We start from the raw sequence: 21,986 nt of genomic DNA, 5'->3' as shown, positions 1-21,986 counted from the left end.
GGCACGGTCACGAGGTGGTCATCGTCGTCGGTTGGTTGGCCATCAGCTTCGGCAGCTGGTCGAGCAGCTCGTCGTGCCAGGCGAGCTCGGTGCGAAGTCGCAGCTCGGTGTGTCGGAAGGTCGTCCACTCCAGACCACGAATGTGGGGCGCCGCCAGCTCGCGGAGGGCGAGCCACGAGTCGAGCTGCGCGGCGAGATCCTTCCGGCGCGCGACGATGATGGTACGGAGCGCTTCTTCTCCGAGGTCGATCACGTTCTGCAGGGCCAGGTCGACCGGGTCGTGACGAAGCTTGGTGTCGCGCAGCGCCTCGTCGCGGTGGTCGATGAGCTCCGCGGCGCCGGCCGAGGTGAGCGCGTAGATCGTGCGGGCCGGTCGGTTGCCCTCCTGCTCGGTGCGGAGCGCCTCGATGACGCCCTCGACCTGCATCCGGTGCAGCGCACCGTAGAGCGACCCCGGCTTGACGTCGCTCCACAGCTCGGTACGGTCGACCTGCGCCGCCCGGCGGATCTGGTGCCCGTGCATGGGGCCGCCACGCGCGAGCGCTCCGAGTACGAACAGGCGAGTGCTATTCACGGCATTAGTCCAACACGAGTGCCCGTTTGCGGGCAACCCACCCATAGCATTGCTCGAGTGGCCTCCTACCCGCCGTAAAACCTGGGGTCGACGCAGATCCGGGGCAGGACGATCAGCGAAGCGGCGATGGCCCTGTTGACCGCGTCGATCCGTGACACCGCGCCGAGTTTGGCGAAGATGTTGCGCAGGTGGCGCTTGACCGTCGCCTCCGACAGGCAGAGTCGACCGGCGATCTGGGCGTTGCTCATCGCCTGACCGACCAGCTGCAGGACCTCGCGCTCGCGGTCCGACAGCGTGCTGTGCACCGGCCCCTGCACCTGGGTGAGGCTCTCCCGCGACACGGCAAGCATCACCGGCGCGTCATCGGCCCGGGCGCCGCGGATCGCCGCGACCAGCTCCTGACGCGTCGAGTTCTTCAGCAGGTAGCCGCAGATGCCGAGGGTCAACAACTCGCGGAGCAGCGTCGGGCCGTCGAACATGCTGAGGATGATGACCCGACTCGCCGGCGCGACCTCACGGATCCGGCGAACCGTGGTGGTCACCCCGTCACCGGGGATCTGCACGTCCAGCAGCACGATGTCGGGCTGGCGAAACCGTATCTCGTTGATCGCGGCGCTGCTGTCGCCGGCCTCGCCGACGACCACGAGGTCGAGCTGGGCGTCGAGGATCTCCCGGAGACCGTCGCGCACCACGACGTGATCGTCGACGAGCACGATGCGGGTCGGCTCGACCATCGTGGTGGTCATCGGCCGACCCCCGCCTCGACGGCGAGCAGCGGCACGACGAGCTCGACCGAGGTGCCCTGGTGGCCCGCCGCGCGCACCGACAGGCGACCACCGATGGCGGCCGCACGCTCGGCCATCGCCTGCAGGCCGGAGCCGTCGCGCGCCGCCGCGAGGTCGAAGCCGACCCCGTCGTCGGCGACTGTCGACCGCAACTCGTGCGGCGTGATGTCGACGACCGCGTGGATCACCCGAGCACCTGCGTGCGCGACCGCGTTGCGCAGCGCCTCGCGGACGACCAGGAAGACCTCGTCGAGCACCTCGGGTGGCACCCACGACTCGTCCCCGTTGATCTCGGTGTGCAGACGCGTGTCGCCCGTCTCGACAGTCGACAGGAAGTTGGCAAGCGCCTCGTCGAGTGACCCCAGCGGCTGGGACAGCCGAAGATCCGCGATGAGCACGCGCAGATAGCCGACCGCGTCGTGAAGTGACTCGCGGGCGATGACCACCCGGCGGTCGACGTCGTCGCGGCGTCGTTCCTGGGCGAGCTCGTGGGCCTCCAGGTTGCGGTAGGCCGCGCTCAGGCTGTGGCCCAGCCGGTCGTGCAGCTCGCGTGCGATCAGCGAGCGCTCGGCGATCTGCGCCCGATGGACCTCGTTCATCAGGCCGGCGGCATAGCGCGAACTCGCGTCGAGCAGCCGGGTCAGTGTGGTGCGGGTGAGTGCGTCGGCGACCAGCGCCAGGATCGCGCCCTGGTCGGGCCGGCCACACAACTGCTCCCGCGCGTCGGCCAACACGGTGTCGGTAAGGGCGACGACCGCGCGGAAGCACTCGCGTGGGTGAAGCTCGCCGCCCTCGGTGGACACCGCTGGTGGCGGTGTCGGCAGCGGGTCGACCGTTTCGCGCGCAAGCTCGCCCATCGTCTCCTGGACGAGGGCACCAGCAAGTGCCGTGTAGCTGTCGATCAGGTCAGCGGCCCCGGCGAGTTCGTCACTCGCGGCGGCGAGACGCCGACGGTAGGCGGCGAGAATCGGTTGACGCCTGCGTTCGAGAACCTCGGCAGCGGTCCTCCGCAGCGCATCGTTTCCAACAACCATCGCGGATCCCCCGGTGTGTGCCCTATTGCTCCCCAGGTGCGGGCACGAACGGCTCTCCCCAGCGCCGGCTGCCCGCCGTGTCGCCCTCCCCCCTGTGTGTGGGCGACAAAGCACTCAGATCGGATCGGCCTTCTACGAGTTGTCACGGCCGAGTACTCGCACGAGTCTACGGTCTCCCGGCGTGTCGTTGGAAGCATCGAAGCTTAGCTTTTGGTAGTCGCACCAGAACTTAAGGTGAAATCCATATTGGCCGCGATCAGCCTTCGACGATGCGTTGAGCGAACTCGGTGACAGTTCACCCGAGACCTCGAACGTCAAGAGCGGAGCGACAGATGGTGAGCAGACGCAACGTCATGAAGGCCGGCGCCACTGCTGGAGCAGCGGCGCTGGTCACCGGCACTGCGGCCGCATCGGCCCAGGGATCCACCCCGTCCGCGACGCCGGCCCACGGCACCCACGCGGGCCACGGGAAGACCGCACACGTCGCGGCCGTCACCGCCCCGTTCGCTGTCCGGATGCCGATACCGCCCGTGCAACAACCAATCGCCTCGGTAGCTAACACCGACTTCTACGTCGTTTCCACCCGTAAGGCTCAAGTGGAGATTTTGCCCGGAACGCGTACCGAGGTGTTGACCTACGACGGGCACTTTCCCGGCCCGACGTTCCGGGTCAAGACGGGCCGTCTGGCAGTCATCGCCCACAGCAACCACCTCGACATGCCAACCGCGGTGCACGTGCACGGCGGCAACACACCGTCGAGCAGCGACGGCTTCCCGACCGACGTGCTCGACCCCGGCAAGAGCCGGCTCTACAGCTACCCCAACAAGCAGCGGGCCGCCACGCTCTGGTACCACGACCATGCCCACCACATGGAGGCCGAGCACGTCTTCCGCGGGCTCGCCGGCTTCTTCCTGATCGACGACCCGGCCCAGAACGAGCTCCGGCTGCCGTCGGGCAGCTACGACGTTCCCATCATGCTGCGTGATGCCCGGTTCAACGAGGACGCGAGCCTGCTCTTCGAACACGACGACTTCCAGTTCCGCAACACGATCCTGGTCAACGGCAAACCGCAGCCCTACTTCCAGGTCGCCGCCCGTAAGTACCGGCTGCGGCTCGTCAACGCGTCAAACCTCCGCACCTTCACCCTGCGGCTCGGCAACGACGCCGAGGTCACCCAGATCGCGAGCGACGGCGGCCTGCTCGCCGGCCCGACGCCGATCCGCTCATGGAGCCTGACGCCCGGCGAGCGGATCGAGATCGTCGTCGACTTCGCCGCGTTCCCGGTCGGCAGCCAGGTCTTCCTCGACGATGCCGTGGCCGGGCCGGTGCTGCGCTTCGACGTCAACCGGGCCGTCGCCGACACCAGCCGGGTGCCCGACCGGCTGAGCACCATCCCCACCTTGCCGGCGGCCACGAAGGAGCGCGCCTTCACGCTCAACTTCAACCCGTCGACCGGCCAGTTCCTCATCAACGGGCAGCAGTTCGACGCCGACCGGGTCGACACCGAGATCAAACGCAACACGACCGAGGTATGGACGGTGACGAACGGCGACACGCTCTTCGGTATCCCGCACAACTTCCACCCTCATCTGGTCCAGTTCCGGGTGCTCGCCCGCAACGGCCAACCGCCGGCACCGGGCGAGGCCGGGGTGAAGGACACCATCTCGGTCGGTCCGGGCGAGACGGTCCGACTCCAGGCGACATTCGGGCCCTACCTTGGCCGGTATGTCTACCATTGCCACATGATCGACCACTCCGCGAGTGGGATGATGGCACAGATGAAGATCGTTCCCTGACCCTAGGAAAGGTTCCTTGTGCCCTCGGCAGAGAAGACCGTACAGATCGGACGTACCCCCGACGTCGTGTTCGCCTTCCTCGCCCGTGGCGAGAACGACGCGCGCTGGCGTCCCAACGTGCTCGACGTCGCGCGCGTCTCGGGTGAGGGGGTCGGCACTCGCTACCGACAGGGGCTCAAGGGCCCCGGTGGGAGCCGCATCCCGGCCGACTACGAGGTGACCGGGTTCGAGCCGGGCCGGCGTCTGGCGTTCCAGGCGACCGGCAGCGTGGTGCGCACCCAGGGCGAATACACTCTCACCCCGGCCGGCGACGACGGGACCAGCCTCACGCTGAGGCTGGCGTGGCAGCCGAGCGGGCTGTCCCGCTTCCTCGGCCCGGTCGTCGGCAAGACGTTCGAGGAGGAGATCGCCGCCCTCGACGCCCTCCGCGACCTGCTGGAGGGAGAAGCCCCGCCTCCGTCGGCGGCCTAGTCGCCGGTCAGGTCGCGACCGACACTGACGCTCGCCACCGCCAGGGCCACTGCGGCCCACCCGGCGGCGGTCAGCAGACCCCGGGTGTCGCCGGCACCGGCGCTGATCAGTGCGGTGAACGGCAGTGGGAGCTGCAACCTGCCGACCAGACCCTCGACGAACACGAACCAACCCGCAGCACCGAGGAAGAGCCACGTCGAGCGTCGCACCACGGAGGCGCAGGAGCCGGCCAGGATCGCCAGGATCGGCACCACAGTCACCAGGTCCCGGTACGGCCCTGCGTCACCCCTGATCAGCACGGCGAGGCCACTGGTCGCGACGAACCCGGTGGCCACGACAGTCGCCGCCGCCAGCTGCCCACCGAGCACCACCATCCGCCTGGGTTGCGACAGGTAGAGAAGGACGGCTGTGCGGTGCTGATAGTGCTGTGCCACGACCATCGCGGCGAACCCGAAGGCACCCATGCCGGCCATCAGGGCCCAGGCGTCGATGTTCACGGCACCGACGAGCAGGACCAGCAGGCTGAGCACGACCAGGGAGACCACGCTCGACCGGATGGTCACGGTCCGGTAGAGGTCGCTGCGGAGGATGGAGATCATCGGCTGGCTGCCAGGTCGAGGAAGATCCGCTCCAGGTCCGGTGGGTCGACGGTCAGTTCGTACAACGGAACCCGTGCCTGGCAGGCGATCTCGCCGACGTCCTCGGCGGTCAGACCCACCACCTCCATGGTGTCGCCATTCCTGGTGACCCGCCCGCCGGCGCTCTCCAACACGTGCCAGAGCCGCCGCGGCTCCCGGCTACGGATGCGTAACCGGGAGGCCGCGTTGCCGTACAGGCTGGCGAGTGGCGCCTCGCAGGTGACCCTTCCCTTCACGATGATCACGACGTCGTCGATGAGTTGAGCCAGCTCGGCGAGCAGATGACTGGAGAGCAGGACCGTTCCGCCGCGGTTGGCGTGGTTACGCAGCAGGAGGCGGATCCACGCCACACCCTCGGGGTCGAGCCCGTTCGCCGGCTCGTCCAGCACCAGCACCGGCGGGTCACACAACAGCGCGGTGGCAACGGCCAGCCGCTGACGCATGCCAAGCGAGTACTGGCCGGTGCGCTGGTCGGCCACCTGGGCGAGGTCGACCTCGTCGAGCAGGGCGTCGACCCGTGCCCGGCTCGCGCCCACGACGATCGCCTGGGAGGTCAGATGCGCTCGCCCGGACTGGCCCGGATGGCTGATTCCCTGTTCGAGGACGGCACCGACCTCCCGGGACGGGTGCTTCAGATCCCGGAACCGCCGGTTGTTGACGTGCGCCTCCCCGGATGTCGGACGAGTCAACCCGAGCAGCATCCGGAGGGTTGTCGTCTTCCCCGACCCGTTGAGCCCGAGGAAGCCGGTGACCCGACCGGGCCGCGCCGTGAAGCTGACCCGGTCCACCGCCCGCACCCGACCGTACGACTTGGTCAGTCCAAGAGCTTGGATCATCGCAGCTGGATGCCTCCGTGGGCGGTCATGGTCTCGCTCTTCCGCACGGCGCGACGGCCCCACACGGCGTGACGATCACCCATCTCTCTACACCAATGACCCGCCCGCACACCAGCGGAAGGGCCCGGAGCCAGCCGGCTCCGGGCCCTTCCCTGTCCAGGTGGTCAGGGGCTGGTGCAGGTGACGTTGCTCGGTGCGGTGGCGCCGTTGCCGGTGGCGGTGAAGCCGAAGGTGGTCGAGGCGTTCGGACCGACCGCGCCGTTGTACGGGGCGTTCCTCACGGTGACGCTTCCGCTGGTGCCGGTGCTGGTGCCGCTCCACAGGCTGCTGATGGCCTGACCACTGGCCAGGGTCAGACCCACGGCCCAGCCGTTCAGTGGCGTGCTGGAGTTGTTGGCCACCGTCACCTCAGACTGGAAGCCGCCGGGCCAGGTGTTCAGCGTCCGGTAGGTGGCGGTGCAGGTGCCCGGCTCGCCGGTGGGCGGCGGGGTGGTCGGAGGCGGGTCGGTCGGCGGCGGGTCAGTGGGCGGCGGACTCGTCGGCGGCGGACTCGTCGGCGGCGTGGTCGAGGCGAACTGGCTGAAGAACCTCCAGATCTCGCCCGAGGTCCAGGTCCGCGAGTCGTTGGGGCTGCCCGACCCGTCGACCGGGCTGGGGGTGTGGTCCCCGTCGAATGCCGCCCACTGCACCGGGTAGCCGGCGCGGCAACCCGAGTACGCGGTGGTGACGTGGGTGAGGCTGCCCCGGCTCGGCTCGCGCGGGCTCTGCGCCGTACAGCCGTTGTTACGTACGAACGTGTCGCGCAACTGCCGACCCTGGGAGATGTTCAGCACGCTGTCGTAGATGCCGTGGATGCCGAAGTAGGCGACCGGCTGCGTGCCTCCGTTGCATCCGCTGAGGTTGGCACCGGAGATGACGGTGACCGCGCGGATGATCGCGGGCCGGGCACAGGCCACCGCGTAACTCATCGCTCCGCCGTAGCTCCAGCCCAGGGCGAAGCGCTGTGTGGTGTCCACGCAGAGGTCGTTCTCGATCTGCTGACGGATGTCGTCGAAGAGGGTCAGGTCCCGACCGTTGGTGTTGGCCCAGCCGGCATTGAGGCCCTGCGGGGCGACGAAGATCGCGCTGTTGTTCGACAACGGCTGGAGCCCGTAGTAGCCGGCCGAGGTGACGTTGTTGGCCGAGCCGTTCAACCAGTGGAAGCCGAAGATCAGGCGGTAGGGACGGTTGCGGTCGTACCCGTCCGGGATCCGCAGATTGTATGTACGACTCTGTCCGCTGCTCTGAATCGTCCGCGTCCCGTTGGCGAGGGTGGGGGCCTTGCCGCAGCCGGCGGTCGCCGCGAGGGTGCCGTTCGTGGCGGCCACCGCCGTCGCACCGAAACCGCCGCTCAACACGCCGCCGGTGGTGGCCGCGAGCAGGAGTGCGGCGGCCGCGATTGATGGGAGGAAGAACCTACGTCTCAGCATTGCTTGGGCTCCTTGCCGTTGAGCGACCAACCGCGGTCGCCAGGCATCGACGGGGGCCCGGACTGGTCACCGACCGGATGAGCGGCGGGATAGCTGGCCTCTCGGCGCGTCTGCACCGGCTGGCTCGGGTGACCGGGAGCGTGCCCTTCACTCCCGGGGTGAAAGATAGCATGTTATCGATAACACACCGAGCCGATCGAGCCGACCAGGCTCACGTCCCGAGTGGCCGCGCCGCCCACTCGGCGGCTACTTCCCGCAGGTCACCGGCTCGGAAGAGCGGCGGCTCGTGCAGCAGGAAGTCACGGTGGCTGATGTTCCAGGCGTACGCCCCGGCCATGGTGAAGGCCAGCACGTCACCCACCGCGATCGGCCCGGCGGTGGCCGAGAAGGACAGCACGTCCTTCGGTGTGCAGAGTTGCCCGACCACGGTGACCGGCCCACCGTCGGTACGGGGACCGGCGGCACCGTGGCGCGGGTGCACGGTGAAGGGCTGCGCGTGCCCCTTCGCCGCGGGTGTCCGCAGGTGGTGCGTCCCGCCGGCCACCACCACGAACCACTCGCCGTAGGAGCGCTTCACGTCGACGACCTCGGTGAGGTACGCCCCGCAGTGGGCGGTGACCGACCGGCCGGGCTCGATGCGCAACCGCACGCCCGGGTGCCTGTCGAGTACCGCGCCCAGGGCCCGGCCGTAACCCTCCCAGTCGAACCGCGCGGCCGGGTCGGTGTAGTCGACGGTCATGCCGCCGCCCACGTCGACCTCGGCGGCGTCGACCTCGGCCACCGCCCAGTCGACCACCGCGGTAGCCACCGTCGCGGCGAGCGGCGCGTCCAGCCCGCTGGCCAGGTGGGCGTGGATCCCGCGTACGTCGATGCCGGCCGGTGGGCGGCGGGCACAGTCGACCGCGTCGGCCGGGTCCATGCCGAACGGGCTGGGCCCACCGCCCATGACCAGACTGGCGCCCGGAGCGTCGACAGGCAGGTTCACCCGCAGCAGCACCTGGGCCGACCGGCCGGCGGCGGTGGCCAGCGCGCCGAGGCGCGTCAGCTCGCCCGGCGACTCGACGTGGATGCGGTGCACGTCGGCGGCGAGGGCGGCGGCGAGGTCCGCGTCGGTCTTGCCCGGCCCGGCGTACGCGGCCGGCGCCCGGCCCGGCAGCACCTCGGCCAGCCTCCGCAGCTCGCCACGACTGGCGGCCTCGAACCCGTCCACGATCGGGGCGAGGGTTCGCAGCACACCGGGGTCCGGGTTGGCCTTGACCGCGTAGAGCAGCTCGACCGGCCGGGGCAGCGCCGCCCGGATGGCGCGGGCCTGCCCGGCAAGCGCGTCGAGGTCGTAGACGTAGACCGGTCGGGTCATCGTGGCCCACCCATCGGATTGGGCACCGGCACGAACGGTGCGGCCCGGTCGGCGTCGCGCCGCCACCGGACCAGCAGGTTCGCCTTGGCCAGCAGCGGCTCGCCGGACAGCAGCGCGCGCAGTTCGACGGGGTCACCGAGGTCGGCGGCCACCGCCTCGACGACGGCACGCAGTTCCTGCCACAGCCGCCGTTCGATCCCCGGCCGCGCGTCGGCGAGGGCCCCGCTGATCCCACCGAGGTGGTTGACGAACAGGCAGTAGACGATCCGGCGGTGGGCGGCCCGGGGCCCGTAGCGGACCTGCGCCGGAACGCCGTCCGGCCAGGCGCTCCAACGAGCGGCGTCCAGCTTCACCCCCTCCAGGTCGCGCAGCAGCATGCGGACCGGGCGGCGGTCCCGGTCGAGCACCACGACGACGTTCTGCAGGTGCGCCTCGTGCACGACGCCGTGGCTGAGCCAACTACGCAGCACCGTTGGCACCAGCAACCCGACGTACGCCCGCCACCAGGCCACCGGATCCGGTGTCACCAGCGGCGTCGCGGCCAACGCCGCCGCCAGCACCGGGGTGTCGCCCGGGCGCAGGTGCGGGCGCAGACCGTCGCGCAGGATCGTCCCGTACGCCTCGTCCGGGCCGGGAAGGTCGACGGTGCGGTAGGCGGGCTCGGCGAGCAGCCGCACCCCGTCCGGCAGCGGCACCCGGGCCAGCAGGTCGGTGAGCGCCACCGCGCCGGTGAGTTCGTAGCGGGCGTTCTTGCGCAGGCAGTTGGTGATCCGCACGTGCAGGCTGGTCTTGACGAACACGTCGGCGGCGGGGGCGTAGAGGGTACGGACGCTCGCCGTCGGTCGTACCGGCACACCGGCCGCCCCCAGGTCGCGCAGCCGTGGGTGGGTGGGCGGGATCAGCGACAGTTGCCAGGGATGCACCGGCAGGACACGGTGCCCACGCGGCGGCCGTGGTGGGTCGAGGGCGGCCACGAGCGGATCGAACGGTCCGGCGTCGGCGATCAGGTCGTCAGGTACGGCGAGCCAGTGCAGCCGAAACGCCGTGCGCAGTTCCGGCGCGTACGCCCGCCAGTCGTCCAGGTCGCCGCTGCGCCACTTCGGGGTGGGGTGATGCGGGTGGCCGAGGACCAGCGACTGCTCGGAGTCGACGTACGCGTCGATTGCCGGCTCGCCGGTGGGTGTGGGGTCCGCCGCCGGCCGGTCGGCGAGCAGCCGGGCCACGGTGTCCCGGCTGGCCCGGACCTGATCGACGAACTCGTCGTTGGCCAGGCCGGTGCGCCTGGTCAGTTCCGCGGCGACAAGCGCGGCCAACCCGTCGGCGTCCAGGTCCTCCCACCGTCCGTCGGCGGCCCTCCGTTGCACCGGCCCGGTGTAGCGGTGCGCGCCCAGCGGCGAGACCCGCGCGACCTCGCAGCGCACGGTGACGTCGAGGTGTCGCAGCAGCAGCCGGACGGCGCCGTCGACCACGGTCGGGGCGCCGTCCGGCGGTGCCAGCTCGCGGAGCAGGCAGCCGAAGACGACGTGCGCGGCGGCCAGGTCGGCGGACTGACCGGTGTCGGTGCCCGGCCGGGAGCGCAACTGCGCGCTCGTCATCGTGTCTCCCGGAGGTAGTTCGGGCCGGTACGCAGGTAGTACTTGTTGATGTCGGTGCAGCCCAACCGCTGCTTGGGCAGCAGCGTGCCGGCGGTGAGCATCGCCTTGACCGGCAACTGGGCGGCGTGCAGGACCCGCTCGGTGAAGGTCCGCACCGCAGGTCCGTCACCCCACCTGTCGCGGGCGGCGGCGAGCCGGGGCACCAGCGCTTCGGCCGGCGACGGTACCGGCAACCCTCGGGCGGCCAGGGTCATCAGGGGCGCGGCCGCGGCCAGGTGCAGGGTGATGGTGATGAACACGTCGGCCAACTCCTGCGGGTCAGCCGCCCACATCCGCTTGTCGTGCAGGGTGAGCCCGTTGGGACCGCCGTGCCGCGCGTCGAGCCGGGCACCGTCGTTGTCCTTGTAGAGCAGCCCGACCGTGCCGTCCGGGCGCACCAGCAGGTGGATGTTCTGCGGGTGCGCCTCCAGGGCGATGCCGTGGCGGAGCCAGAGGAAGACGTGCCAGTCGAGCAGCAGGTCCAGATAGGACTCCAGCAGCGCGACGGGCCGCTGCGGGCTGACCCGTTCGAGGACCGTGCCCGCCACCGGGTCGGCTGCGGCGAGGGCCGCGACCGGCACCACCTGAACGTCGGCGAGGTCGCGCGGAAATCGGCGCAGCAGGAAGCCGCGTCGCTCGTCACCGTCGACGTGCGCCCAGGTGCTCTCGTCGGCGTGCCGGATCCGACCGGCGAAGCCGGGCTCGGCGGTGGCGATCCGGTCGAGCAGTGCGGCGACCGCCGCACCGTCGGCGAGCGAACCCGGTTGCAGCGTCCGGCGGTTGCGCGCGCCGAGGCTCGCGGTCGGCAGCGGCAGTTTGAGATGCAGGTACGGGTCGTGGTCGAGCGCCACCGTCCGCATGGAGAGGGTGGGCCGCACCGGGGTCACCGGCAGGTCGACCACCGGGAGCGCGTCGCGGGCCACCGTGACCGGATGCGCGGGCAGCAGCAGGTGACCGGGTCGCGGCGCGCGGGGCCACCACGACGGAAGGTCGCCGGTGAGCCGGACGTCCTCGCTCCGTGCGGCGTACCAGCGCAGCGCGAAACGGGGTGCGTGCTCCGGGGCGTACCGGAGCAGGTCGTCGTCGCGCAGACCGTGCCGGCACCTGTCGGTGGGGTAGACGGGGTGGCCGTGGTGGGCGGCGAGCACGTCGTCCAGGAGCGCCGCCGGTAGACCGCCGGCTGTGTGCGCGCGTTCGGCGGCCACCTCGGTGAGCACCCGGGACCGGGTCGTCGCGGCGAGCCGCCGGGCCCGCAGGTCGGCGCGGCACTCGACGCCGAAGTCGCGCCAGCCCGCCTCGGCCTCGGCGTCGTCAGGCGGGGCGAGCAGCGTCAACAGCCCGTCCACGGTCTCCGTGCGCTGCGGTTCGCCGACGGCCGTCACCAACAGCACCATCGGCGCCGCGCTGCGCAGGGTCTGCTGGAACCCGTCCGCCCGGACCGGGATGCGCAGCAGACCAGCGGGGTGCGGCGCCTGCCACCAGTGCGGCCCGTCGGCTCGGCCGCCGCTGAGCAGACCGAGGTGGTCCTCGCGCAGCAGGGCGTCGAGCACCCGGGTGAAGACCTCCCGCTCGCAGTCGTCGCTCACTCGACGATGGTCCACGTGAGGTCGCTGCGGAGCGCGGCAAGTGACTGCCGGACGGTGCCCTCGTCGGGGCCGATCCCGTGCAGCACGGCCAGGTAGTCGCGGTTGGTGCCGGTGTACGCGGCGGTGCGGCCCACCTCGCGCAGCGGACGGCAGCCCAGCCGGACGTCGCCGTGCACGGTGTCGAGCGGGCCCGGTGCGGCGACGAGACGACCGGACCGGTCCGCGCAGACGTACTCGACCAGGGCGTAGCTGTCGACCGAGTCGGGCAGGCCGAGGGCGGCCAGTGACTCACCGAGGTGCAGCCGGATGACGTGTTCGAACAACGGCACACCGAGCAGTTCGGCGAGGATCAGGTCCATCCGGTCGCCGATGAGGCGGTAGTTCACCTCGATGAGCCGGACCCGGCCGGCGGAGACGACGTACTCGGTGTGACAGGCCCCGAAGCCGACCCCGAGGGCGTCCAGCCGGGCCCGCAGTTGGGTACGCGCCTGTTCGGCCGGGGGTGACCAGGCGAGGCTCTCCTCGGTGAACGTCGGTGGCGGGCCGAGGCCGGTGCGCCACCCGCCGAGCGAGGCCAACGCCGTGCCGTCGCCGAGGGTCTCGAAGGTGCGCAGTTCGCCGTCGAGGTACTCCTCGACCACCAGGGCCACGTCGGGGCGTCGGCCCCGGATCTCGGCAACCCGGCTGACCAACTCGGCGTGGTCGGTCACCAGGTACGCGTCCTCGCTGGCCACCCCCTCACGGGGCTTGACCACCGCCGGGAACATCCCGGTCGGCACCTCCGGCACCGCGCCGGGGTCGACGGTGACGGTGCGTACCAGATCGAGGCCCGCAGCGGCGACCGCCCGGCGGGCTGCGGCCTTGTCCTTGCAGAGACGGGCAGCGGCCGGGTCCTTGCCGGGCAGGCCGAGCTTGCGGGCGGCGATCGCGGTGGCCTCCTGAAGGTGGTCGCTGTTGGACAGTAGCGCCACCGGCCGGGTCCGTGCCGCCGCCGCGACCACCGCGGCCGGGTCGCGGACCGCGCACCGCGCGACCCGCACGTCCGCCGGCCAGTCGGCGGGGCGGTCGGTCAGCACGGTGGCCGCGAGCCCGAGCGACGCCGCCGCCGGGAGGAACCCGTGCAGCACGGCGTCGGTGGGGTTGAGCGCGGTCAGGTAGAGCCGCATGCCGCCTCCGTCGACCACCACGATGGCACTGTCAGGCAGCCGGCGGAACGGTGGTCACGCCGCCGCCTTGACGCCGTCCGCTGCGCGCTGCTCGGCCGGCCCGTCGACGGCGGGGTCCGGCCGGCGCGGGAACCGCCGCTGGTGGGCAAGGCCGAGGAGGACGCCGGCGACCACGAGCACGATGGCCGCGACCGCGACCGCCGGGTAGCCGAGCCGGTCGGCCACCGCGAGACCGATCGACGCCGCCACGAACGAGCAGACCAGACCGAACGACGACAGGACGGTGAAGTCGGTGCCGCCGGTGTCGGGCCGCGAGTAGTCCATGTTGACCGTGTAGAGCACGACGTTGGCGACGGTGTAGGCCGCCATGAAGCAGCAGAGCGCGGCGACCGTCCCACCCAGCGGCGCCCGGCCGTTCATCAGCGGCAGCAGCAGCACCGTCGACACCGTGAGCGCGACACCACCGACCACGAGTACGCCGGCACGCCCGAACCGCCCGATCCCGAGCCCCGCGACCAGACCCGCCACGATGGCCGGGACGCTCGTCACCACGCCGGTGACGACGCCGATCCGACCCAGCGACCACCCGGCGTCGACAAGCGCCGGGGTGACCAGGGCGTACGCCATTCCCGCGCCGACGTAGACAAGCGGCACCACGCCGAACGTCCACGTGCGGCAGCCCGGCTGGCCGAACACCGACAGCAGCGCCCGGTAGGCCGTGCCGACCCGTTCCACCCGATCGGTACGGGGCGGCTCCCGGAACCGCCACACCACGAGCAGGCCGACCGCCGTCATGGCGGCCAGCAGGCCGATCGCGGGCACCCAGCCGAACCTGTCGTAGACCAGGACGCAGGCACCGCCACCGAGCAGGTTGCCGAGGTAGCTCGCGGCGACCTGGATGCCGTTGCCGGTCCCCCGGGCCGAGTCGGCGAGCATCCGGACCGCGACGGCGTCCACGGCGATGTCCTGGGTGGCCGAGAAGAACACGTACGCCGCGCAGATCGCGACGATCGGGCCGAGCGCGTCGGCCGGGCTGGTGAACGGCAGCAACGCCAGCAGGGCGAGCACCAGGGCGGTCTGCAGCACCAGCAGCCAGGAGCGGTAGTGGCCGCGGTGCCTGGAGCCGTACCGGTCCAGGATCGGCGCCCAGAGGAACTTGATGGGCCAGATCAGGCCGACGATCTGCAACAGCGCCAGGGTGTCGAGCGAGGTGCCGCCGTCGCGCAGGATGGCGGTGAGCCCGACGGTGATGAAGCCGACGCCGAGGTACTGGGTGACGTACAGCGCGGTCAGGGTGCCGAGCCGGCCCTTCATGCCGCTTTCCAGTAGCCGAGGGAGGTCAACCGGTCCTTGTCGACACCGAGCGTCTTCCTGATGTGTCGGGTGAGGCCCCGGGTGGTGGCCGCCTCGCAGGCCACCCAGTAGTGGCCCGCACCGCTTGTCGGCAGGGCCGCGCACACCGTGTCGACGAGGTGCTGACCCTCGTCGCGCCGCGGCACCCAGGTGACGTCGTGGTGCGCCCGGGCCCGCAGTGCGAGCGCCTTCTCGCCCTCGTGGGCGTACTCGAGCCAGACCGTCGCCGGGATGTCGGCGCCGGCGTCGAGCAGGCTGTTGACCGCCGGCAGCGAGGCCGCGTCGCCGACCAGGTAGAGGTGCTCGGGCGCGGGGTCGGGCAACTCGAAGGCGCTGCCCTGCACCGTCGCGCCGATGGTGTCGCCGACCTGGGCCGTGGTGGCCCAGCGTGCCGCGCAGCCGTCGTGGATGGCGAATTCGAGGGTGAATCGGCCGGTGGTCGGGTCCGGGTCGACAAGCGTGTACGCGCGCTGGTGCGCCCGGCCGTCGTTGTCGAACCACAGCCGGATCCACATGGTGGGGTGCACCCCGCACGTCTCCAACAGGTCACCTCCGTCCAGGAGGAGTCGCTGGTAGTGCCCGTCGACCGACTCGGTGCTCAGGACGGTCAACTGAAAGTCCCGCCCTCCCATGGCCTTGAGGACCAGGGCCTCCCAGTTCCGTTTCACGCACCCCTCCAGGTAAGGTCATCCTTGGTTAGGGGAGGTTAACCTAAGTTGCACCCCCGATGGAACAGAGGACGGCACCCGATGACCTACCAGGAGAAGATCGCCGGTCTCGGCGAGCTGTCGTTGGTGACCGTGGACCCCGACCGGGACGCCGCCCTCCTGCACGGCTGGGTGACCCTGCCCCGCAACTCCTTCTGGGGCATGGGTTCGCACAGCCTCGAAGAGGTTCGTGAGATCTACGCCTTTGTCGACGGTCTGCCCACCCACCACGCGTACCTGATCAAGGTCGACGGGGAGCCGGTGGGCCTCTTCCAGAGCTACCAGCCCGAGGCGGACCCGGTCGGCGAGCGCTACCCCGTCCAGCCTGGCGACGTGGGGATGCACCTGCTGCTCAGCCCCGACCGACGCCTCGCCCGCAGCCTCACCAACGCGGTCGGCCCGGCGGTGGCCCGCTTCCTGTTCCTCGACCCGGCCGCGCAGCGGATCGTGGTGGAGCCGGACATCCGCAACCACCTCGCCCTGCGCCGACTCGAGATCGAGGGCTTCACCTTCGACTCGCAGATCGACATGCCGGACAAGCGGGCCCAGCTCGCGTTCCTGACCCGCGCCCGGTTCACGGCGAGACACCCCGCGCCGGCCTGACCAACGACGCGACCGTCGACCCTCGGCTGTTGACGACGGTCAGCTGTTGGCGTTCCAGAAGCCGACGAGGGTCGCGGTCCACCAACCGAGCTGCGAGATCGTGGCGGCGGCGACACCGGGCAGCAGTGCGGACCAGGGCGGGCGGCCCTGCACGGCCACGAGTCGATCCCGCACCCGGCCGAGGAACAGCCCGTTGACGCCAACCACCAGCACCGCGAGCAACTTGACCCAGACCAGCCCGGACGACGTGTCCGGCCCCAGTGCGGCGCCACTTGCGAGCAGACCCATCAGGCCCAGCCAGATGAGCAGGTGCGCGCCGCGTGCGGCAGTCAGCACCGTACCGAACGGTTCCCGGCGCAGCACCCATCGGAGGCTGAACCAGTCCACCGTCAGCACCGCTCCGAAGCCCACCACCAGGCAGGTCAGGTGGCATAAGAGAGCGACCATCCGCGCACCCGGCGACAGGGTGACGTGCGGTGCGACGAGGATCGCGAGCAGCCACCCGAGACTGACCGCCAGCATCGCGGCGACGACGGTGGCGCGACCGGCCGCGCGCCGGTGACCACCGCGCCACCCCACCGCCGGCACCGGGGCGACCGTGTCCGGCGGCGCGCTCCCGGCCCGGTGTGTCGCGCGCCGGGCCGGGCGGACCACGCCCGATGTGACGGCACGGTGGGTGGCCCGGGACGCCCGGACGGCGTGGCGGACGTCGGCAGGCAGATCAGACGTCCGCATCGGCCGGTCTCCTGGGCCGCATGCTCAGCCGCCCGGTGCAGCGGGGGGCGCACCCGGCCGGCTGTCCAGCGTGCTCAGCTCGGCGGCCCGCGCCTGCTGGATCCGGCCGGCCAGCGCCTTCAGCTCCGGGCTGCCCCCAGCGGCCTGTTCACCCCGGCACAGCACCACCGTCTGCGCGAGATGCGCCCGGATCAGGGCAGCCGCCCGGGACGGCACCTCGCCGTCCGGGGCGGCACGCAGCTCGGCGAGGCTGGCATCGGTGACCATGCCCGGCATCTGGTGCCCCTCGTGGATGTTCAGCTCCGGCACGTTGCCAGCGGCCAACAGCCCACGCAGGTCCCGCAGCTCCGCCTGGTGAGCCGCGCGGACCGCACCGAGGAGGGCCCGCAACGGCGGGTCCGCCTCCGTCGGTCGGGCGTCGAACTGGTCGATGAGCGCGAGCGCGCCCTCGTTCATCGGGATCAGCAGTTGGATGAACGCGTCGTCGGTGCCGTTGAGCACCACCGGCGCGGTCGGCACCGCAGCGGCCGACGCGACCGCGGGCGACGACGCCGCGGCCGGTGGCGGCGTCGTCGCCTGGTCGGTGTCGACCCAGCCCTGGGTGAGACCGACGGCCAGCGCCGTGGCGACGAGTGTCGCGACGACGCCGACCAGCCGTCGGGTACGGACGCGGGGGTCCCGGCGCTCCGCGCTGATCTGCTCGTCCATCCGTTCGCCACCGCTCACTTGGCGGCCTGGAAGGCACGGCCGACAACTGTCGCCTCGGCCCCGTCGCTGAACAGGCCCGATCGGTCCTTGTCCGTGGCGGGCAGGCCGAACCAGGCGTAGCGCTGCAGGTAGGAGAGCTGGCCGAGCATGGTGGTGGCCGCGGTGAGGAACGCCGCCTGCTGCTCCTGACCGGGGAACTGCGCACCGCCCGCGCCGAAACGGATCAGCGCGAACTCGGTCAGCCAGATCGGCTTCCGGTACCGCTGGTAGACGGCCTGCAGGTACTGCCGGAGTTGGGCCACCGCCGCGGGAGTCGAGAAGTCGGCGCCGAACCAGTGCAGCGTGATGAAATCCACCCGGTGGCCGCGGGCCTCGGCGCCGGTCATGAACCGGTCCAGCCAACCCTGCGGGTCCGGCGCACCCCAGGCGACCGCCGGGCTGCCCAGCTTGCTGCCCGTCGCCATCAGCTGCGGCCACAGGTCCAGCGCCCGCTCGACAGTCATGTTCGCCTGCTCGGGCAGGTCCGGTTCGTTGAAGGTGAGCAGGTACGGCCCGGCGGCCTTGGCCCGGGCCAGCTCCGTGGCGGTGACGTTCTCCGCGCTGCGGATCATCGGCACGAACGTCGTACCGCGCGGGGTGCTGATCCCCGGGTGCTGGGTGCCCCAGGTGTAGTACCAGCCGGCCTTGGAGTTCGCCAGAGCCTGACTCGCCCCGGCGAAGTCCCACACCCCGACGCCCTTGCGCACGGAGCTGACCACCGGAGCGACCGGAGCCTTCGTCGAGGGCCGTGCGCTCGGCGACGGTGCCACGCTCGGGGTGGCGACGGCGGTGGGCGCCGCGGACGGCGGGGCCGCCCACGAGGGTGCGGAAGGCTCGTCCGGCAGGATCACCACCGCCATGGTGATGGCCAGGACGGCGGCGGCGACACCTGCGGCGAGGGACGGCACGAGGCCACGGGGTCGGTTCACCGCGAGGTCGACGATGCTCGGGCCTCCACCGGAATCGCCTGGCACTCCGCCTGGCGGCGTCGGCCCGGCGGCGGGCCCGGCCGTCGGGCCGGGAGGCGTGAGCGCCTGCGCGGCGGCTGCGGGGTTGGCCGCGCTGGGCAGGTGCGCGCCGAGACCCGCCGGCAGCGGCAGCAGCGGTAGGCCGGCGAGGAGCCTGTCGATCGGCAGCAGCGTGGTGCCCAGCCGACCGCAGAACGCGCAGTCGCGAACATGTCGGGCCAGTCGCTTGCGCCACAACGAACTGGGGGTGCCGTCCCACTCGGCGGTCACCGTGCCCAGGTCCGGGCAGCCAGGGCGGGCGCGGAGCGCGCGTACGACGCCACGGGCGCTCTGGATCTGCTCCTTCATCCGGTGGATCCGCACCGCCACGTGCCCGGGTGACAACCCGAGCGCGTCGGCGACCTCGTTCCGGGTGATCTCGCCGGTCTCCTCCAGCCACCACAGCGACAGCAGTTCCTGGTCGTCCGGGTCGAGCCAGCGGGTCGCCTCGGCGACCTCGCGTCGTTGGTCGGTGAGGCCGAGCCGGAGGATCGTCATCCCCGCGAAGTCGGAGGCAGGGTCGGGCACGTTGTGGATCACGTCGAGACCGGCGTCGCGGTTGAGCGCGACCCGTCGGCGCGTCTCCCAGTCCCGCACCTGGCGGATGGTGATCGCCACCAGCCACGATCGGTACGCCGCCGGGTCGTTGAGCGCGGGGAGGTACCGGATCACCCGTACCAACGTCTCCTGGACCACATCGTCGACGTCGGCGTGCCCGCGCAGCGCCCGCCCGACGATGTTGTAGACGAGCGGAAGCGACGCCGCGACGACGTCGTCGAGAGCGCGCTGGTCGCCCTGCCGGGCCGCGACGACCAACCCGACATCGGGCAGTGCTCGACCGGCTGACGACATGGATCTCACTCCTCGTGTGTTCATCCGCGCGGCGCCACGCATTGGTGCGGTGACCGCCCTCAAGATCGGAGACTCGCGGCAGCGGGCGGGATTACAGAATTCCCGCACGGCTGGCCAGCCACAAGGTGCGCGGGTCCGTCAGCGGCGCATACGGGGCGACGGCGCCGGGTATGGTGCGGGGTGTCGGTGTCGCCGGGCGCTCGCCCGTGCACAGCACACCTGCATCCGCGCGCCAGCATGTGCGCCGAAGCGCTCCTCAGCTCACCCGGCGGGCATCGCCGAGACCAGCCGCACCCCTTTTCGTAGAGACAGGATCCCTGCATGACATCGAACGACAACGGCCGACCTGCCCTGTTCCTCGCCACGTCGACAGGCGACGGGCTGGACGGTCCGGCGGTGACCTTCGACAGCAGCGAGGAGGCCATGCGGCGGCTGCGCCACCCGTTCGCGGTCACGCCTGCCCGGCCGGCCGCTGCCGCCGTCGACGCCTCCGATCAGCGCGGCTGATCCACGCAGACCTGCACTGGCTCATACTTTCGGCTAGTTAATTTTCGGTCGTTCGGGTAGGGTTCGGTTCATCAAGCGAACGACATGACGCGGTGGCGAGGCCCGTGATCGTGGCCCTGCGACGGCGCACCTTCGCCCGTACGTGCGCTCCGGCGGCAGCCGGTTCGGAGATCCTTCCGGTCGACCCGATCGACGGGCGCGTACGGGAGGGGCCAGCCATGTCCACGATCGTCGAGAACGCCACCGGCACCCAGTTCAGCAAGCGCAGCAGCGACCAGAACCCGGACGACCTCTTCGCCGCCCTGGCGGCGACCCCGCCGGATGATCCCCGCCGCCCGGCACTGCGGGACCGCACCATCGAGGCGTGGCTGCCGCTCGCGCGACACCTGGCGCGCCGCTACGGCGGACGCGGCGCACCCGACGACGACCTGGCCCAGACCGCTTCGGTCGGGCTCATCAAGGCCGTGGACAACTTCGACCCCAGCCGCGGGATCGACTTCAGCGGGTACGCCATCCCCACGATCATCGGCGAGATCAAGCGGTACTTCCGGGATCGCACCTGGGCGGTGCGCGTACCCCGTCGCCTCCAGGAGCTGCGCCTGTCCATCAGCGCCGCGAACGGCGTCCTGACCCAGACCCTCGGCCGCCTGCCCACGGTGGCCGACGTCGCCTCCTACCTCGACGTGTCCGAGGAGACCGTCCTGGAGGGGTTGGAGGGGGCGCGCGCCTACCGGGCCACGTCGCTGTCCACCCCGATCGGCAGCGACGGCAGCCGGGAACTCGGCGACACCCTCGGTGACGACGACGGCGCGTTCGACCTCGTCGAGATCCGCGTCGCGCTTGGCCCGGCCCTCGCCACGCTGCCGGAACGCGAACGCGAGATCCTCAGCCTGCGCTTCCACGGCAACCTCACCCAGGCCCAGATCGCCGACCGGATCGGCGTCTCGCAGATGCACGTTTCCCGACTGATCACTCGGTCGCTGGCCGCGCTGCGCCTCCAGCTCAGCGACGACGTCGCAGCCTGAACCCGTTCACAGTTGGACGACGTGGCCCACCCGGGGCGGCGTACGACCGGCGAGAACGTCGAGCCACGCGTGTTGGAGCGCTGCCGGCCCGGCACCCACCCGGACGTCGAGCCACCCGCTCACGACGGCGGCGAAGCGTTGCCAGGCCTCGGTGAACCGCTGGTCGAGCCCGTCGCGGCCCCAGTCCTGGCTGCGCTTGCGCATCTGCACCGGCGCGAAGAACACCTCCTCGGCGGCGTCGGCGTTCGGCGTCTGGTTGGTGAGCCCGACCGCGATGTCCCGGACGAGCCGGTCACCCATGCGCCGACGCAGGGCGGTTCGGGTCGAGGGTGCGCCGGACAGGTCGAGATAGACACTCGGGACCACGTCGAGAGTGTCGATGTCGTCGTACGAGACGACCTCGTCGTAGCAGCCGAGCGACCTGGTGAAGGCCACGTTTCCGGGTGAGGTGAGACCGACCAGGCGCGGTCCGCGCCGGTGCAGCTCGAACGCGGCGGCGTACGCGGTCTTGCTCGACGCCGACGACACCAGCAGCGCCTCGGCACCGTAGAAGTCGTTGTCCACGACCTGGTCGGCAAGCATGAACGAGGTGAAGAACAGCGGCCGGAACAGGATCAGCAGATCCTCCTGGTCGCGCTGGTACGCCGGGTCGCCGGTGGTCGACCGGTACGCGTTGTACGGCGACGGCAGCTCGGCCCGGTGCGGGCTCGCCTCGCGGAACCCGGACCCGTCCACCCGGTCCGGTCGCACCACGAGGTGACCGGCGGGCGGGAGGTAACCGTAGATCCGCTGCCCCACCTCGACCCCGGCAGCTTTGGAGGCGACCACCTCGGCGAAGCCCCAGAGCGGCGGAAGGCCCCACTGCGGGCCGAGCCCCTGGGCCGCCGGCGGAAAGAACTGCCAGTAGCGCATCGCGTCGCCGAGCACCGCGTAGGTGACGTTGTTGGCGGTGAGGCCGACCCGGTCCACCCGCAGCAGCGCCTCACCGGCAGCCACAGTGGGGGCAGGGCCATCGACGAGCGTGGTCTGCCCGAGGTCGTCACGCGCCACGGCGAAGGTCCATGAGTCAGCCATGAGGTGACGCTAGACAGCCACACGATCGGA

The 21,986-nt window shown here is 71.3% G+C and carries 21 protein-coding genes; 5 read left to right on the top strand and 16 right to left on the bottom strand.

The features are described 5' to 3' along the window. Window positions 1-7: 7 nt before the first annotated feature. The 3 genes from AB0C15_RS15450 to AB0C15_RS15440 form a co-directional block, all read right to left on the bottom strand. Window positions 8-574: a PadR family transcriptional regulator gene (locus AB0C15_RS15450; protein WP_357352259.1), complete on the bottom strand. Its 567-nt coding sequence runs from the start codon at window positions 572-574 to the stop codon at window positions 8-10. Window positions 575-639: 65 nt separating this feature from the next. Further along, a complete protein-coding gene (locus AB0C15_RS15445; protein ID WP_357352257.1) occupies window positions 640-1,320 on the bottom strand; it encodes a response regulator transcription factor in 681 nt (226 codons plus the stop codon). Then, complete coding sequence (locus tag AB0C15_RS15440) at window positions 1,317-2,393, bottom strand: histidine kinase (RefSeq protein ID WP_357352255.1); 1,077 nt, start codon at window positions 2,391-2,393, stop codon at window positions 1,317-1,319. The genes AB0C15_RS15445 and AB0C15_RS15440 overlap by 4 nt, the downstream gene beginning before the upstream one ends. Window positions 2,394-2,725: 332 nt before the next feature. On the opposite strand from AB0C15_RS15440, the gene AB0C15_RS15435 reads away from it, so the two are divergent. Beyond that, on the top strand, window positions 2,726-4,189 hold the full coding sequence (locus AB0C15_RS15435) for a multicopper oxidase domain-containing protein (RefSeq protein WP_357352253.1): 1,464 nt from the start codon (window positions 2,726-2,728) through the stop codon (window positions 4,187-4,189). A gap of 18 nt (window positions 4,190-4,207) precedes the next feature. Further along, window positions 4,208-4,660: an SRPBCC family protein gene (locus AB0C15_RS15430; protein ID WP_357352251.1), complete on the top strand. Its 453-nt coding sequence runs from the start codon at window positions 4,208-4,210 to the stop codon at window positions 4,658-4,660. Here AB0C15_RS15430 and AB0C15_RS15425 read toward each other — a convergent pair. The 9 genes from AB0C15_RS15425 to AB0C15_RS15385 all read right to left on the bottom strand — a co-directional run bounded on the left by AB0C15_RS15425 (window position 4,657) and on the right by AB0C15_RS15385 (window position 15,367). After that, entirely contained in the window at window positions 4,657-5,259 is a 603-nt protein-coding gene (locus tag AB0C15_RS15425) for a hypothetical protein (RefSeq protein ID WP_357352248.1), read from the bottom strand. The two genes, AB0C15_RS15430 and AB0C15_RS15425, sit on opposite strands and share 4 nt — an antisense overlap. Beyond that, entirely contained in the window at window positions 5,256-6,134 is an 879-nt protein-coding gene (locus AB0C15_RS15420) for an ATP-binding cassette domain-containing protein (protein ID WP_357352246.1), read from the bottom strand. The genes AB0C15_RS15425 and AB0C15_RS15420 overlap by 4 nt, the downstream gene beginning before the upstream one ends. 164 nt (window positions 6,135-6,298) lie before the next feature. After that, window positions 6,299-7,603: a cellulose binding domain-containing protein gene (locus tag AB0C15_RS15415; protein ID WP_357352244.1), complete on the bottom strand. Its 1,305-nt coding sequence runs from the start codon at window positions 7,601-7,603 to the stop codon at window positions 6,299-6,301. 211 nt (window positions 7,604-7,814) lie between these two features. Continuing rightward, a complete protein-coding gene (locus tag AB0C15_RS15410; RefSeq protein ID WP_357352242.1) occupies window positions 7,815-8,960 on the bottom strand; it encodes an alanine racemase in 1,146 nt (381 codons plus the stop codon). Beyond that, complete coding sequence (locus AB0C15_RS15405) at window positions 8,957-10,555, bottom strand: IucA/IucC family protein (protein ID WP_357352240.1); 1,599 nt, start codon at window positions 10,553-10,555, stop codon at window positions 8,957-8,959. The genes AB0C15_RS15410 and AB0C15_RS15405 overlap by 4 nt, the downstream gene beginning before the upstream one ends. After that, window positions 10,552-12,180, bottom strand: a complete 1,629-nt coding sequence (locus AB0C15_RS15400; protein ID WP_357352237.1) for an IucA/IucC family protein — start codon at window positions 12,178-12,180, stop codon at window positions 10,552-10,554. The genes AB0C15_RS15405 and AB0C15_RS15400 overlap by 4 nt, the downstream gene beginning before the upstream one ends. Beyond that, window positions 12,177-13,346, bottom strand: a complete 1,170-nt coding sequence (locus AB0C15_RS15395) for a siderophore biosynthesis protein (RefSeq protein WP_357352554.1) — start codon at window positions 13,344-13,346, stop codon at window positions 12,177-12,179. The genes AB0C15_RS15400 and AB0C15_RS15395 overlap by 4 nt, the downstream gene beginning before the upstream one ends. A 54-nt stretch (window positions 13,347-13,400) precedes the next feature. Next, the gene (locus tag AB0C15_RS15390; protein ID WP_357352235.1) at window positions 13,401-14,660 is read right to left on the bottom strand and encodes an MFS transporter; all 1,260 of its coding nucleotides are present in this window, start codon (window positions 14,658-14,660) and stop codon (window positions 13,401-13,403) included. After that, window positions 14,657-15,367: a siderophore-interacting protein gene (locus AB0C15_RS15385; RefSeq protein ID WP_357352233.1), complete on the bottom strand. Its 711-nt coding sequence runs from the start codon at window positions 15,365-15,367 to the stop codon at window positions 14,657-14,659. The genes AB0C15_RS15390 and AB0C15_RS15385 overlap by 4 nt, the downstream gene beginning before the upstream one ends. An 81-nt stretch (window positions 15,368-15,448) precedes the next feature. Between AB0C15_RS15385 and AB0C15_RS15380 the strand changes: the two genes are divergently transcribed. Further along, window positions 15,449-16,009 carry a GNAT family N-acetyltransferase gene (locus tag AB0C15_RS15380; RefSeq protein ID WP_357352231.1) on the top strand — a complete coding sequence of 187 codons (561 nt, stop codon included), beginning with the start codon at window positions 15,449-15,451 and terminating at the stop codon, window positions 16,007-16,009. Window positions 16,010-16,048: 39 nt separating this feature from the next. On the opposite strand, the gene AB0C15_RS15375 is transcribed toward AB0C15_RS15380, so the two are convergent. The 3 genes from AB0C15_RS15375 to AB0C15_RS15365 are packed head-to-tail and all read right to left on the bottom strand — an operon-like array spanning window position 16,049 to window position 19,350. Then, window positions 16,049-16,744 (bottom strand): hypothetical protein, encoded by a 696-nt coding sequence (locus AB0C15_RS15375; RefSeq protein WP_357352229.1) that lies wholly within the window; start codon window positions 16,742-16,744, stop codon window positions 16,049-16,051. A 24-nt stretch (window positions 16,745-16,768) separates the two neighbouring features. Continuing rightward, window positions 16,769-17,452: a DUF305 domain-containing protein gene (locus tag AB0C15_RS15370; protein WP_357352227.1), complete on the bottom strand. Its 684-nt coding sequence runs from the start codon at window positions 17,450-17,452 to the stop codon at window positions 16,769-16,771. Between the two features lie 14 nt (window positions 17,453-17,466). Continuing rightward, window positions 17,467-19,350 carry a sigma-70 family RNA polymerase sigma factor gene (locus AB0C15_RS15365; RefSeq protein ID WP_357352225.1) on the bottom strand — a complete coding sequence of 628 codons (1,884 nt, stop codon included), beginning with the start codon at window positions 19,348-19,350 and terminating at the stop codon, window positions 17,467-17,469. Between the two features lie 321 nt (window positions 19,351-19,671). On the opposite strand from AB0C15_RS15365, the gene AB0C15_RS15360 reads away from it, so the two are divergent. Then, the gene (locus tag AB0C15_RS15360; protein ID WP_357352224.1) at window positions 19,672-19,857 is read left to right on the top strand and encodes a hypothetical protein; all 186 of its coding nucleotides are present in this window, start codon (window positions 19,672-19,674) and stop codon (window positions 19,855-19,857) included. A gap of 218 nt (window positions 19,858-20,075) precedes the next feature. Then, window positions 20,076-20,882 carry an RNA polymerase sigma factor SigF gene (locus AB0C15_RS15355; protein WP_357352222.1) on the top strand — a complete coding sequence of 269 codons (807 nt, stop codon included), beginning with the start codon at window positions 20,076-20,078 and terminating at the stop codon, window positions 20,880-20,882. Window positions 20,883-20,888: 6 nt separating this feature from the next. Here the strand turns inward: AB0C15_RS15355 and AB0C15_RS15350 are convergent, their stop codons facing one another. Then, window positions 20,889-21,956, bottom strand: a complete 1,068-nt coding sequence (locus AB0C15_RS15350) for a DUF2855 family protein (RefSeq protein WP_357352220.1) — start codon at window positions 21,954-21,956, stop codon at window positions 20,889-20,891. Window positions 21,957-21,986 lie beyond the last annotated feature (30 nt).

Source organism: Micromonospora sp. NPDC048835, assembly GCF_040649995.1.
GTDB lineage: Bacteria > Actinomycetota > Actinomycetes > Mycobacteriales > Micromonosporaceae > Micromonospora.
Note: the sequence above shows the minus strand (reverse complement) of the source record. Positions and strands in the feature narration are given on the sequence as shown.